Here is a 13,514-nt window from a genome sequence, read left to right on the forward strand (position 1 = left end):
TACTTCAAACGTCTCGGAATGTGTTCAGTTCAAGGGCGGCCATCTTTTTCCAGTCGCTTTGGCCGCGCACGCGCTCCGCGGCTTGGCGCGACAGGGTAGAGAACAGCGCTTGATCCATGTATAAGCGTTCAAGAGCCTCGGCCAGTTGCACCGCGCTTTCTGGCTCGACGACAAAACCACTTTCCTTGTCCACGAACTCAGGGATTGCCGCCACACCGGTAGTGACAGGGACAAGCCCGGAGGCCATGGCTTCGTCTCGGGATACGCCTTGGGTATCCATACGGCTCGGGCACAGGAATACTCCGTGCTCTTTATGCAGCGCGGCGATTTCCCCGTGATTGAGGAAGCGGCGCTCGATGTGCACATTTGAGTAAGAACGCAGCGGTGCGAGAGTCTCTTCAAACAACGGCCCGTCGCCCACAAGTCGGAACGTCATGTCCTTGAACCATGGTTTTTCGGCCAAAAGCTCAATGGCTTTGACGGTCAGATCATTCGCATATGTCCGCGACGTATACGGGCGGATAGATAGTACGTTTTTGCGCTGTTCTATTGTTTTCTGAACGTAGTTAAAATTTTCGGTATTGATGGGGTTGTGGATAATCTCGTACTGGCCTTCTGGTAGGCGGAAGCCGAGGTCCTCCATGACTTCTTCTGCAAAATAGCGGGAAACGAAAACCAGCTTCAGATTCTTATGCATTGGCTGCAGTATTTCACGCCAGAAGCTCATGCGTTTGTCGCTGGCGAGCTTGCCCAACTGCAGTTGTTCGTCGGTACTGAAATTGTATTCGCGGCGCCACCATGGTTGGATTTCAGCACCATGGACCCATACAGTGATCTGGGTGGAATTCAGATGCGGGTGCAGCACACTCCACATATTTTCGTCCAAGAAATGAACGAGAATTGATTTGTAGTTGTTCTTTTCAAGCATTTTTGCCAAGGTCGAGCGGCAACCGGTCACCACATCGATGTTCTGGAACTCGTGATAGCTCACGGTCTCGTTGTCACGCAGGCGGAAAACATCTACTTCGACGCCTTGTTGCTGATAAGCCGACACTCGACTATGTACAAATTTGTTGCGGTACAGGTCTGCGTAAGCTGGGTAGTGGTTGGTCAGCAGCAAGTGCTCTCCACGGCCCATCATCTCAGATGGCTGTAGGTTGCGGTGTCCCAAGACCAGTGCCTTCAGTTCGGTGCTACCCGCAGAGTAGGCACGCAGACCGAAGCGAATGTAGGCAGCTTCCGGTGGAATATCGGAAGTTTGATTACGATTGGCAGGTTGCATCACGTGGCTGATGCGCTGCTTGTCGGCATCCAGGAACAGCACGACCAACTGCAGGTTCAGGCCAGGCGTGCAGTCGACAAACAGCTTGAGGCGGCCATCTTCACAGCCCAGTTCATCTACACGGACTTCCTGCTGTGCGTAGATGTACTCATGCTTGCCATCTGCCAGCTTGGATTGCACGCGCCAGGTATCGCCATCAACGACCAGGTCAACGAACTTGTTGCGGATGATTCCAAACATCTCAGCCAAACCGCGCCCCGTGATTTCCGGCGCGTCATGGTTGATCTCTAGCGGGGGAATGGATTGTGCGCGCGCTTGCAGTTGATCGATAGTCATGCCGAGATTCAGCTCAAGGTCGTTAACCTTGGCGCTGATGCTCTCCGGGTGTGCAGCACCGTTCTCACAATAGTTGAACGGGTCGATGGCCAAGCCTTGCTCATGAGTGTATTGCAGTGTCGGCAGACTCTTCAGCCAGCTACGCAGTTGCTGGTTGGCAACGATCCCGCTCGCAACCAGCGAGCGGCGAGCGTTCAGTGTCTGGGTTGGGCGGTAGGCTTGTTCATTTGAAAGCAGTTCAGCACTTTGGCCTGTGCAGGTAAAGTGGGCCGCTTTACCGACAACTTGGGCGCGGCTGTAGCGGGTTGCTAGCGCCAGATCCAGCAGGTAGTTCGGGCCGTAGTAATCGCCAGGCACAAAAGCGGCGATCCAAGGTGCATTACCAACCAGTTCACCCAGCGAGGTTTTTTTCAGTTGGCCAGGCTTAAGCACCTGGATGCGTGGATCATCGCCGACGATGCTGCTCTGGTAGGTATCGCTGATGACGATCATTCGTACTTGGCTATAAGTCTGGCGGTCCAGGTTGGCACGCAACAAATCGAACTGCTCGCGGTCTTGCGCTTCGCCGATGACCACAATCTCCGGCAGGCGCTGGGCCTTTGCGGTACCGGTGACCTTGCTCATCACGTAATCCAGGCGCTGAGTGTAGGTATGCTCCTGCATTACTTTGCGCAGGGCAGCCAGCCGCAGTTTGTCAGCGTTCAGCGGGTCTTCCGCCAGCAGTTGCAGGCGGCGGAGCATTTCTTCGCCGTTGTCGGTGGTAACAACCAGGTCACCGAACAGCAGGCGTACGCCGCGAGAGAAGTTGCTCACGGTGAGGGTGTTGCAGCCGAGCAATTCGAAGACGCGACGGGCAAACATCGATTGAGATTGCTTGATCGAGTTCAGGTTGATCGCGTAGCGATAGCCCTTGTAAGCCGTGTCGATTTTCTCGAAGGGCAGGGTACCGACGATGTACGGTTGGTATTCCGCAGGGAACTGGTAATTGACGTCGTTCTTGCCGAAGTTGCGATCGAAGATTTCCAGCGGACGGAACTTCGGCAACTCGCAGACGAAATTACCCAGGTCGCGGGTACGCTCCGGGTAACGCGCGTAGTAGGCGCCAGCGAAGCAGAAGGCGTCTTTGCGCTCGTACAACTCGATCGGGTTATGCAGCGCTGGCTGGCAGGCGAACGGCAACAGGTAGACGCGGTCGTGACCGAGCGCACCTTTATAACGGTGAATGCAGTCGATATCGGTGGTGAATACGTGGTCGAATTGCTTGGCAGTGGTCAGGAAGGTTTCGAAGTGAACCGGGTCTTCCTTGTTCCAGAAAACGGTCGGTACCTTGTTCTGACGGCACCAGGCCAGAATGTCCTGCAGTTCCTGGCCGTTATGGCCAACTTTGCTGCCCCACAGGTCATCCTTCCCGCGCCAGGCGGACTCGATGAACAGCAGTTCTGGACCAAACGCTTCGATTTCTGCTTTCCAGTTGGCTGGCGTTAGCGGCATCAGGTCGCATTCATAGCGGTAGGAACCGAAAGTGAACTCATCCATCACGCACGCCACTTTCAGGCGACTGACAGGCTGATCAGCCTGGCGCAACAGAGTAGTGCGGCTGTGCTCGCTGGTCGGCAGGGCCGCCGGCAGTTTCAAGTAGTTCTCGTCCTGTACCACAGGTGCCGGCGGCAGCAGTGCCTTGCGTGGTTCGTTGGCCAGCAGCTTCTGCTCGTTTTGCTGGCGTTGCTGGCTGGCTTTTCGGTACAGGCGCAGCAGGCGTACGGGCAGCTTGACCAGGCCGCCCAGTGAGGTGGCGCTGTTCTTGATCTGGTAGCCAAGCTGATAGGTCATGCTTGCGCGGGTTTTCACCAGGCGCTGCTCTGCCAGGTTGCGCTGGGCGTTAGCGCGACCGAGGTTTTCATTGAGTTCGTCGATCTTACGTTGCTGAGCGGCGCTGCGTTCCAGCAATTGACTGATGCTGGCCTTCAACTGCGGGATTTGTTCGCCTGTCAGGGCGCGATACTTCATGTTTGCCGCGCCAAGGCCTGCCTTGGACGAGTTGATCTCAGATTCAAGTTGTTGGCGCAGACTCTGCCATTGTTCGTTGGTGGCAGCGAGGCTGGCCTCGGCTGCCTGGCGGCTGGTGCTTTCAAGCAACAGCTGCTCTTCAAGCATGTCTTTGGCCTGGCCAAGCGACTCAACGGTTTCTGCCAGAGCCGCTCGCGCTTCTTCAGATTCATTTTTGGCGAGTGTCAGCTTATGCAACTGGTCTTCCAACTGGGAACGTTGTTCAACCAAGGCATTGATTGAGCTTGCCTGAGCGCTATGCTCACGCTGGCTTTGTGCTTGAGCGTCGTTCATTAACTGCAACTGGTCTTCCAACTGGGAACGTTGTTCAACCAAGGCATTGATTGAGCTTGCCTGGGCGCTATGCTCACGCAGGCTCTGCGCTTGCGCGTCGTTCATCAACTGCAGTTGAGCTTCCAATGCAGCTTGATGAGCGCGCAAGTCGGTGATGGTGGCGATATGGCTATCAATGACTTCCCGCGCCTGAGCCAACTGATCGTTTGCAGCCTTGAACTGCTTTTCCTGCGCCAGTAGCTTCTCTGCGGCCCCCCGCAGTTCCTCGGAAGCCTCCGTCAATTGCCTTTGTGTTTCGGCGTGCTGATTCTGGAGCTTCTCGTATCGCTGTTCCGCGTCTGCGAGGCTTTTTGTGTGAGCCTCCTCAACCGCCACGAATTTCTGTTCCAGCAGGCCATATTGTTCGGTAGCTAAACGATACTTTTTGTTGGCTTCCACCAGCCGCTGCTTGACCTCATCAAGCTCATGAGCAATCTGAGCCTTGGTGTCGAGGCATTCCTGGTTGGTTTTTTGCAATGTGGCAATGTCTGCTTCACGGTTTTGCAACTGTTTGGCAAGCGCATCAGCCTTTTGGGCTTCCGGTTTGAGCTGGGCGATCTGCTCAGTAGCGCTGCGGTACTTCTTGTTCGCTTCATCCAGACGCTTGCTGATGGCCCCGAGATTTCCACGCAACGTGCGCTCGATGGCTTCGAATGCTTTTTCCAGATCACGAACCCGATCAACAGTCAGCGAGTCGATTACACCTGGTTTATGCGTTTCGCTTTTCACCGCTACGATGCCCAGCCACTTGCCGAGCACCTTGACTTCGACAATCTGCAAGTGCTCGGCCAGCAACCGGAACGGTTCCATCAGGTAGAACGTGTGCTTGTGGTCAATGAAGTCATTGACCCCGAACGGTACGGTAATCACCAGGCGGCCACCCTGCTTGAGCAGGTCGTGGGCCTTTTCGACGAACAGCTCCGGTCGCACCAGGTGTTCGAGCACTTCGCTGATGACAATGGTTTCCGGCTCAACCTCGAGCGTGTCCAGCGCGAGGAAGTCTGAATTTATATACGTGACGTTCTGCTGGATGTGGGCCGGTTCCGCAGACAGGTAGCCCTTGGCCTCTGATATGGCCTGCGGGCTGGTATCCACACCGGTGACCTGGCAGCCTTCACGTGCCAGCAGCAGGGGCACGATGCCCTGCGAGCAGCCGACATCCAGGATCCGGCGCCCTTTGACCTGGGCGCAGATCCAATGGATGCGGGACTGCGTTTCCCGCATGAACTGCTCCCCCAGCTTGCCGTAATAGGCTTCCATCACACGGTCATGAATATCGGCCAGAGGTGAAGGCAGCTCTGTGTTCACGGTAGGTTTCTCAAGCGTGGGGTTGTTCATGCGCTTTGCTCCATCAAGCCTGGGTAACGCCGGCGGCGTCGATCACGAATGCCGCGTCGCGCACGTTGAAGGTGCCGCGGAATTCGCGGTGCTTCACTAGCAGTACGTGGATGTCGGCGCTGTCCTGGGCAAAGTCGAAGTCCACGTGCTCGTGGCGCGCCAGGCGCTGTGGCAGGGCTTCGATGTTCGGCTCGACCAGTTGCAAGGTGGCTTCCAGCTCGTTGCCCAGGCGCTCGGCAATGCTCAGGGCAGGGCTTTCGCGCAGGTCGTCGATGTCGGCCTTGAAGGCCAGGCCGTAGCAGGCGATTTTTACTTGCTGGGCCGACTTGCCCGGGTTCTTGATCAGGAAGTTGGCCAGGGCCATCTTGACCTTGTCGATCACCCACTCAGGCTTGCTGTCGTTGACCACGCGGGCGGTGCGGATCAGGCGCGCCTGCTCTGGGGTCTGGCTGACGATGAACCATGGGTCGACGGCAATGCAGTGGCCGCCCACGCCTGGGCCTGGCTGCAGAATGTTGACGCGCGGGTGGTGGTTGGCCAGGCGAATCAGCTCCCACACGTCGATGTCCAGCTTGTCGCAGATGATCGACAGTTCGTTGGCGAAGGCAATGTTCACGTCGCGGAAGCTGTTTTCGGTCAGCTTGCACATTTCCGCGGTGCGGGCGTTGGTGACGATGCACTCGCCTTCAACGAAGGTCCGGTACAGGCGTACGGCCGCTTCAGAGCACTTCCTGGTCATGCCGCCGATGATGCGGTCGTTTTCCACCAGCTCGCGCAACACGTGGCCTGGCAGCACGCGCTCAGGGCAGTGGGCAACGCGGATATCGGAGTCTTCACCGTGGGTTTGCGGGAAGGTCAGGTCCGGGCGGGCCTGGGCCAGCCAGAAGGCCATCTGCTCGGTAGCGCCGACAGGGGAGGTGGATTCCAGGATGACCAGGTCACCCTTTTTCAGCACGGGCGCGATGGCCTTGCTGGCGGACTCGATGTAGCTCAGGTCCGGCTGGTGGTCATCCATGAACGGGGTTGGCACGGCGATCAGGAAGGCATCGGCAGCTTCCGGAACGGTGGAGGCGCGCAGGAAGCCCTCGGTCACGGCAGCGTGTACCACCATGTCCAGCTCAGGCTCGACGATGTGGATTTCACCACGATTGATGGTATCGACTGCGTGCTGGTTTACATCGATGCCGATCACGTGCTTCTTGCGAGCGGCGAAAACGGCGGCGGTTGGCAGCCCGATATAGCCCAGGCCTACGACGGAAATCTTGTTGAAGCTCATGCTACTTCCTTGGAACGGGAGAAGTTGGAAAGTGCGTCGAGGATTCGCGCGCACGCTTTTCCATCGCCGTAGGGGTTGTGGGCAAAGCTCATCTCGCGATAGGTCGCATCGTCGGTCAGAAGTTTCGCCAGGTTTTCGGTGATCGATTCCACGTCGGTGCCCACCAGCTTGACGGTACCGGCGGCCACGGCTTCCGGGCGCTCGGTGGTGTCACGCATGACCAGTACCGGCTTGCCCAGCGCTGGGGCTTCTTCCTGGATGCCGCCGGAGTCGGTCAGGATCAGGTAGGAGCGGGTCATCAGGTAAACGAACGGCAGGTAATCCAGCGGCTCGATCAGGTGAATGTTGTTGACGTCGGCCAGCAGACGGTTGACAGGTTCGCGCACGTTCGGGTTGAGGTGTACCGGATAGACGATGTCCACGTCAGGGAATTGACGCGCGGTTTGCACCAGCGCCTGGCAGATGCGCTCGAAACCGCCACCAAAGTTTTCGCGGCGGTGGCCGGTGACCAGCACCATGCGGCGCTCAGGGTTCAGGAAGCTGAACTGGTTTTCGAACTGGGTTTTCAGCTCGGGGCTTTCCAGCTTGCGGACCACTTCCAGCAGCGCGTCGATTACGGTGTTGCCGGTGGTGTAGATGGTCGCGGCGTCTGTACCTTCACGCAGCAGGTTGTCCTGAGAGGTGGAGGTGGGCGCGAAGTGCAGGGCGGCCAGCGCGCCGGTCAGGCGGCGGTTGCCTTCTTCCGGCCATGGCGAATACAGGTTGCCAGTGCGCAGGCCGGCTTCCACGTGGGCAATCGGAATCTGCTGGTAGTACGCGGCCAGGCTGGTGGCCAGGGTTGTTGCGGTGTCGCCGTGCACCAGTACCACGTCGGGCTTGAACTCGGCCAGCACAGGCTTGAGACCCTGCAGGATGGCTGTGGTCACATCGGTCAGGTCCTGGCCGGGCTTCATGATGTTCAAGTCATAGTCGGGCGTGATCTCGAACAGCTCCAGTACCTGGTCGAGCATCTGGCGGTGCTGGCCAGTTACGCAAACACGCGACTCGAAACGGTCGTCTTGGGCAAGGTTGAGGGCCAGGGGGGCCATTTTGATGGCCTCTGGGCGGGTGCCAAATACGGTGAGGGTCTTGAGGGACACGGCGACGGTCTTCTGTGTATTGAGTAAAGGCGATTGGATCTGGTGTTTACGGGGTGCAGATCACAGGTATTGCGCAAATCGGCCGGGGGGAGTGGCCTAGGGGGCTCCACACACGCAAGCGCGAACGGGGGGCTTTGAAGGTGGTGAAGAAAAATTCATGTGGCTCGGATCCTTCAAGCGTAGCGGTTGTCCAATGCCCGCAAATTTATCATTTCGTCATCAAGATGACATCCCGTGTGGCACGTTTTTTTCCGCTGATCGTCCGAATTTGCCCCTATCTATCGGGGGATTGGATCCTATTTTTGAAAGTTGCATCAAAAAAAACGATTGTTTGATGTTATTCAGGCATCATGCCAATAAAGTCAATACAACCGAGACATACGACGAATGGGCTGGGGCCTTGTCCGGCAAGGCTTGTGGGAAAAACAACAGCTTTTGGTCTGAATGAAACCTAGGTTAAACGGGAATTTACCTAGCGGCGATTTGCTATCGCCTTTGTTTCATGAACTTATCCTGAAATATGGCGTAATGCCATTGCTTTTTGGGTGGGCGAAGTTGCTTTTTTTAATGTTGGATTCGGTAACGATTAACCGGGTCAAGAGCCTTTTTGCAAAATGGCAGAGCCGCTAGGGTTGATTGCGCAGCCGAAGGAAACCGGCTGCTGGAAAATGACCAACCCAGGAGTGTTCACCATGCGTAACAACGTTCTGTCGTACCTGCTGCTGCCGCTGTTCGCCAGCCTGTCCTTTTCCCTTAGCGCTGCCCCGGCCAGCACCACGGCGGTGGCCGAGCCGGTGCCGGTGGTAACCCAGCAGCAGGCCCAGCAGCCGCAGCGGCTGGACCTGAACACGGCTGATGCGCTTACTTTGCAGAAGGAGCTGAACGGGATAGGGAAGGCCAAGGCTGAGGCCATAGTGGCCTACCGGGAGGCCAATGGGCCGTTTGCTTCGGTGGATGAGCTGCTGGAGATCAAGGGGATTGGCAATGCGTTGCTGGAGCGTAACCGGGACAAGGTGATGGTGGAATAAGGGGGAGGGGCTGGGGTTTACGTCCTGGCCCTGACTTTCATGAAGATTCAATTGAGAGAACTGAATTCGATAGCGGTCCGCGTACCCTGTGGGAGCGGCTTTAGCCGCGAAGAACCAAACGCGGTGCATGGCTCCGGCTGCGCCGGTATTCGCGGCTAAAGCCGCTCTCACAGGGACCCTGCTGATTCAATGAGTTATGTATCAGCCGGTCAGACCGTGCCAGCGCCGACAGGCAGGCTAGCGGTCCTGCGCATCCTTGGCATCCGCTTCGGCATTGCGCTCATGCACCTTGCGCAGCTGTTCTTCGGTCAGTGGCAGTTTTTTTGCCGTGTCGCGCAGCAGCATCAGCCCGCCGACGATCGAGCCGAGGGCTATGATGAGTATCAGCCAGGCATACCAGGGCATTGTCGTTCTCCTTTGCTGGTGATGGGCAGCGCTTGTACAAATGTTGAGCAATTGCCCGTTCCGTTGGTTCAATTATAGGAGCCAGCCACTGTCGGGCCAATTCCGTGACCCGCGGGCCCCAAAGCCTGCGCCACTTCGTTTACAATGCGCGCCGTTTTCGACTTGCCAAGAGACCCTGCCCATGTCCGCCTGCCAGACGCCCCTGATCGTCGCCCTGGATTTCCCTACCCGTGAGGCCGCCCTGAAGCTGGCTGACCAGCTTGACCCTGCGCTGTGCCGGGTGAAGGTTGGCAAGGAGCTGTTCACAAGCAGCGCTTCGGGCATTGTCGAAACCCTGTGCGACAAGGGCTTCGAAGTGTTCCTGGACCTCAAGTTCCACGACATCCCCAACACCACCGCCATGGCGGTGAAGGCTGCGGCCGAGATGGGCGTATGGATGGTGAACGTGCATTGCTCCGGTGGCCTGCGCATGATGGCGGCCTGCCGTGAAGAGCTGGCCAAGCGCAGCGGCCCGCAACCGTTGCTGATTGGTGTGACCGTGCTGACCAGCATGGAGCGTGAAGACCTGGCCGGTATCGGCCTGGATGTCGACCCGCAAGAGCAGGTGCTGCGCCTGGCGGCGCTGGCCGAGAAGGCTGGCATGGACGGTTTGGTGTGCTCGGCGCTGGAGGCCCCGGCGCTGAAGGCGGCGCACCCGTCGCTGCAGCTGGTTACCCCGGGCATTCGCCCGGCAGGCAGTGCGCAGGATGACCAGCGCCGTATCCTCACCCCGCGCCAGGCACTGGATGCAGGTTCGGACTACCTGGTGATCGGCCGCCCGATCAGCCAGGCTGCCGACCCGGCGCAGGCGTTGGCTGCGGTTGTGGCGGAGATTCGTGGGTAGGTAGCCCGCGTTGTGAAAAAAGGCCAGCACGAGAGTGCTGGCCTTTTTTATTTGGCTTGTTACATGGCACCGCCTTCGACGGCGATCGCCGGCAAGCCGGCTCCCAAGGTACAGCGTCGGGCTCAAGGGGTGGCGCTGTACCTGTAGGAGCTTTCGGCGATGACGCCAGTGTTGGCTACCTCAGTCTCAAACCTTGAGCACCAACTTGCCAAAGTTCTCCCCACTGAACAGCTTCAGCAAGGTCTCGGGGAAGGTCTCCAGCCCTTCGACCACATCCTCCTTGCTCTTCACCTGCCCACTGGCCAGCCACCCGGCAATCTCCAGCGCGGCCTTGCCGTAGTCCTTGGTGTAATCCATCACCACAAAGCCTTCCATGCGCGCGCGGTTTACCAGCAGCGACAGGTAGTTGGCCGGGCCTTTCACCGCTTCCTTGTTGTTGTACTGGCTGATCGCGCCGCAAATCACGATGCGTGCCTTGAAGTTGATGCGGGTCAGCACGGCGTCGAGGATGTCGCCGCCGACGTTGTCGAAGTACACATCCACGCCTTTGGGGCATTCGCGCTTCAGGCCGGCCAGCACGTCTTCGGCTTTGTAGTCGATCACCCCGTCAAAGCCCAGTTCGTCCTTCAGGTACTGGCACTTCTCGGCACCACCTGCAATGCCGACCACTCGGCAGCCTTTGATCTTGGCAATTTGCCCGACAATGCTGCCCACCGCGCCGGCCGCGCCGGAAATGACCACGGTGTCACCGGCCTTGGGCTGGCCGACGTCCAGCAGTGCGAAGTAGGCGGTCATGCCGGTCATGCCCAGTGCCGACAGATAGCGGGGCAGGGGCGCCAGGCTGGGGTCGATCTTGTGCAGGCCCTGGGGTTCGCCAGTGAAATAGTCCTGCACGCCAAGGGCGCCGCTTACATGGTCGCCCGGCTTGTAATTGGGGTGGTTGGAGGCAACCACTTCGCCAACGCCCAGCGCGCGCATCACCTGGCCCAGGGCCACGGGCGGGATGTAGGACTTGCCTTCGTTCATCCAGCCGCGCATGGCCGGGTCCAGCGACAGGTACAGGTTGCGCACCAGCACCTGGCCTTCGCCGGGTTGTTCGGCGGGCACGGTCTCGAAGCTGAAGTCGTCACGGCGCACGGCGCCGACCGGGCGTTTGGCGAGCAGGAAGCGGCGGTTGGTGTTGGTCATGGCGGGTCCTCGTAGGCATTGAAGGGGGAGGCGTCAAATCTACCCTGTTGATGTAGGCAGGTCCGTAACATCACTGACAAGCATGGTAGCCCAACCGGTGGGGTGATGATGCTGCCCGTGCGGGTGGTGGCTGACTATGCTCTGAACCCCACCAAGCACGCTTTGGAGCACGCGATGAGCATGACCTTTTCCGGCCAGGTAGCCCTGGTCACCGGCGGCGCCGCCGGCATCGGCCGGGCAACTGCCCTGGCTTTCGCCCGGGAGGGCCTGAAGGTGGTGGTGGCCGACCTTGACCCTGTCGGTGGCGAGGCCACTGTGGCCCTGATCCACGCGTCGGGCGGGGAGGCGCTGTTCATTGCCTGCGACGTTACCCGTGAAGCCGAGGTGCGCCAACTGCACGAGCGCCTGATCGCTGCCTATGGGCGGCTGGACTATGCCTACAACAACGCAGGTATCGAGATAGAGCAGGGCCGCCTGGCCGAGGGCAGCGAGGCGGAGTTCGATGCCATCATGGGCGTCAACGTGAAGGGTGTGTGGCTGTGCATGAAGTACCAGCTGCCGTTGCTGATGGCCCAGGGCGGTGGGGCCATCGTCAATACCGCTTCGGTGGCCGGTTTGGGCGCGGCGCCGAAGATGAGCATCTACAGCGCCTCCAAGCACGCGGTGATCGGCCTGACCAAGTCGGCGGCCATCGAGTACGCCAAGAAGGGTATCCGGGTGAATGCGGTGTGCCCGGCGGTGATTGACACCGACATGTTCCGCCGCGCCTATGAGGCCGACCCACGCAAGGCCGAGTTTGCCGCTGCCATGCATCCGGTGGGGCGCATTGGCAAGGTCGAGGAAATTGCCAGTGCCGTGCTGTACCTGTGCAGTGATGGCGCGGCGTTTACCACAGGGCATTGCCTGACGGTGGATGGTGGGGCTACGGCGATCTGAGCCGAAACCGCGTGGCCTTCTTCGCGGGCTCGCCCGCTCCTACAGGTACCCTGCTGGCCTCAGGGTTGGTGATATTCCTGTGGGAGCGGGTTTACCCGCGAAGAGGCCCTGGCAGGCCACCACAATGCCAGCCCTACAGCCACACACCCCACCATCAACATCCCACCAAACACCAGCAACGCCAACCGTGACCCTAACCGGTCGCTCAGCAGCCCGGTAAAGATCACCGGCAGGCTGAACCCCAGGTACGCCAGCAGGAAGAACCCAGCGCTGGCCCGTGTCTTCTCGCTGCCGGCCAACTGGTTCACCGCTGCCAGCCCACCCAGGTAGATAAACCCGTAGCACGCACTGCTGGCCGCCACCGCACCCAGCAATACCGCGCCTAGCTGGCCGCTGTCCGCCCCCCAGGCCAGCACGGCATAGCTGCACGGCAATATCACCAGCCCCAGCAATGTGGCTGTACGGCTGCTGAGGCGCCGTGCCATGGGCTGGAACAACAACCCGCAGCTGATCACGCAAAAGGTCGAGAACCCCGACCAGGCGCTAAGCCCATGCTGGCGCAGGATGCCCGGCAGCAGGGCGATCACCAGCCCCACGCAGGCCCACGCCAGCAGAATGGCCAGGCCATAGGCCACGCTGCCACGTGGGTAGCAGGGCAGGCGCAGCATGGGGTTGCGTTGTGCCGGGCGTGGGTCCGGCAGGCGCCAAACCAGCAGCATGGCCAGCGCCGCCAGCAGCAGTTGCAGGTGGAAGCTGCCTGGGGTCAGGCTGGGGCCGCGCAGCAGGAACAGGCTGGTCAGCGCCGCGCCCAGGCCAAAGCCCAGCGAGGTGCTGGCGGTAACCCAATTGGCGGCGCGGGTGTTGTCCGCGCCGCCCATCAACTCACCCATGTAGGCGGTGGCCGTTGCCGACGCCAGGCCAGTGCCCAGGCCGAGGAATAGCCGCGCCAGCCCCAGAGTGTGCAGGTTGGGGGCCGCCAGCATCAGCACGGTGGCGACCATCGACAGGGCCAGTGCGGCAAGCACCAATGGCCGGCGCCCGACCCGGTCGGCCAGCCCGCCCAGGGCCAGCAGCACGGGTAGTACGCCGAGCACATAGCCGGAGAAGGCTACTGCGGTGGCGGCGGCGCCTTGGCCGGAAAGGTCGGCGTAGGTGATGTACAGCGGGGCCTGCAGGTTGACGGCCAGGGTGATCAGGCAGAGAGCGAAGGCCAGGCGGGCCGGGGCGGAGGGCATGGGTAGGATCCTGGTTCTGTAGTGGCTGTACCGGCCCTTTCGCGGGTGAACCCGCTCCCACAGGTACTGCACCGCTCTCGGGTTGGGTG

The 13,514-nt window shown here is 59.8% G+C and carries 9 protein-coding genes; 3 read left to right on the forward strand and 6 right to left on the reverse strand.

The window, feature by feature from the left end; all coding sequences use genetic code 11:
• Positions 1 to 4: 4 nt before the first annotated feature.
• From V3314_RS10525 to wecB, 3 genes are read right to left on the reverse strand one after another with little or no spacing between them, the layout of a single operon-like run.
• Positions 5 to 5,335, reverse strand: a complete 5,331-nt coding sequence (locus V3314_RS10525) for a glycosyltransferase (RefSeq protein ID WP_322493214.1) — start codon at positions 5,333 to 5,335, stop codon at positions 5 to 7.
• A 13-nt stretch (positions 5,336 to 5,348) separates the two neighbouring features.
• Positions 5,349 to 6,611 (reverse strand): UDP-N-acetyl-D-mannosamine dehydrogenase, encoded by a 1,263-nt coding sequence (gene wecC, locus V3314_RS10530; protein WP_153671208.1) that lies wholly within the window; start codon positions 6,609 to 6,611, stop codon positions 5,349 to 5,351.
• Positions 6,608 to 7,750: a UDP-N-acetylglucosamine 2-epimerase (non-hydrolyzing) gene (gene wecB, locus V3314_RS10535; RefSeq protein ID WP_085601049.1), complete on the reverse strand. Its 1,143-nt coding sequence runs from the start codon at positions 7,748 to 7,750 to the stop codon at positions 6,608 to 6,610. Before wecB ends, wecC begins: the two co-directional genes overlap by 4 nt.
• A gap of 692 nt (positions 7,751 to 8,442) precedes the next feature.
• On the opposite strand from wecB, the gene V3314_RS10540 reads away from it, so the two are divergent.
• Positions 8,443 to 8,778, forward strand: a complete 336-nt coding sequence (locus tag V3314_RS10540; RefSeq protein WP_024086485.1) for a ComEA family DNA-binding protein — start codon at positions 8,443 to 8,445, stop codon at positions 8,776 to 8,778.
• A 237-nt stretch (positions 8,779 to 9,015) separates the two neighbouring features.
• Here V3314_RS10540 and V3314_RS10545 read toward each other — a convergent pair whose 3' ends face one another.
• The gene (locus tag V3314_RS10545; protein ID WP_010952850.1) at positions 9,016 to 9,183 is read right to left on the reverse strand and encodes a DUF2897 family protein; all 168 of its coding nucleotides are present in this window, start codon (positions 9,181 to 9,183) and stop codon (positions 9,016 to 9,018) included.
• A gap of 181 nt (positions 9,184 to 9,364) precedes the next feature.
• Here V3314_RS10545 and pyrF point away from each other — a divergent pair, with 181 nt between their 5' ends.
• Entirely contained in the window at positions 9,365 to 10,066 is a 702-nt protein-coding gene (gene pyrF / locus V3314_RS10550) for an orotidine-5'-phosphate decarboxylase (protein ID WP_010952851.1), read from the forward strand.
• Positions 10,067 to 10,252: 186 nt separating this feature from the next.
• Here the strand turns inward: pyrF and V3314_RS10555 are convergent, their stop codons facing one another.
• Complete coding sequence (locus V3314_RS10555) at positions 10,253 to 11,254, reverse strand: NADP-dependent oxidoreductase (RefSeq protein WP_046615513.1); 1,002 nt, start codon at positions 11,252 to 11,254, stop codon at positions 10,253 to 10,255.
• A 174-nt stretch (positions 11,255 to 11,428) separates the two neighbouring features.
• Between V3314_RS10555 and V3314_RS10560 the strand changes: the two genes are divergently transcribed.
• Complete coding sequence (locus V3314_RS10560) at positions 11,429 to 12,190, forward strand: SDR family oxidoreductase (protein WP_108480562.1); 762 nt, start codon at positions 11,429 to 11,431, stop codon at positions 12,188 to 12,190.
• Positions 12,191 to 12,249: 59 nt separating this feature from the next.
• Here the strand turns inward: V3314_RS10560 and V3314_RS10565 are convergent, their stop codons facing one another.
• Complete coding sequence (locus V3314_RS10565; RefSeq protein WP_338460191.1) at positions 12,250 to 13,425, reverse strand: MFS transporter; 1,176 nt, start codon at positions 13,423 to 13,425, stop codon at positions 12,250 to 12,252.
• Between the last annotated feature and the right edge of the window lie 89 nt (positions 13,426 to 13,514).

It is taken from the genome of Pseudomonas sp. TE3-3-F2023, from assembly GCF_036784815.1.
Classification (GTDB): domain Bacteria; phylum Pseudomonadota; class Gammaproteobacteria; order Pseudomonadales; family Pseudomonadaceae; genus Aquipseudomonas; species Aquipseudomonas pudica.

What these genes read in the sequence shown, in the direction of transcription:
- V3314_RS10560 (WP_108480562.1), top strand. Translation starts at nt 11,429, where the DNA reads ATGAGCATGACCTTTTCCGGCCAGGTAGCCCTGGTCACCGGCGGCGCC.
- V3314_RS10540 (WP_024086485.1), top strand. Translation starts at nt 8,443, where the DNA reads ATGCGTAACAACGTTCTGTCGTACCTGCTGCTGCCGCTGTTCGCCAGC.
- V3314_RS10545 (WP_010952850.1), bottom strand. Translation starts at nt 9,183, where the DNA reads ATGCCCTGGTATGCCTGGCTGATACTCATCATAGCCCTCGGCTCGATC.
- pyrF (WP_010952851.1), top strand. Translation starts at nt 9,365, where the DNA reads ATGTCCGCCTGCCAGACGCCCCTGATCGTCGCCCTGGATTTCCCTACC.
- V3314_RS10525 (WP_322493214.1), bottom strand. Translation starts at nt 5,335, where the DNA reads ATGAACAACCCCACGCTTGAGAAACCTACCGTGAACACAGAGCTGCCT.
- V3314_RS10565 (WP_338460191.1), bottom strand. Translation starts at nt 13,425, where the DNA reads ATGCCCTCCGCCCCGGCCCGCCTGGCCTTCGCTCTCTGCCTGATCACC.
- wecC (WP_153671208.1), bottom strand. Translation starts at nt 6,611, where the DNA reads ATGAGCTTCAACAAGATTTCCGTCGTAGGCCTGGGCTATATCGGGCTG.
- V3314_RS10555 (WP_046615513.1), bottom strand. Translation starts at nt 11,254, where the DNA reads ATGACCAACACCAACCGCCGCTTCCTGCTCGCCAAACGCCCGGTCGGC.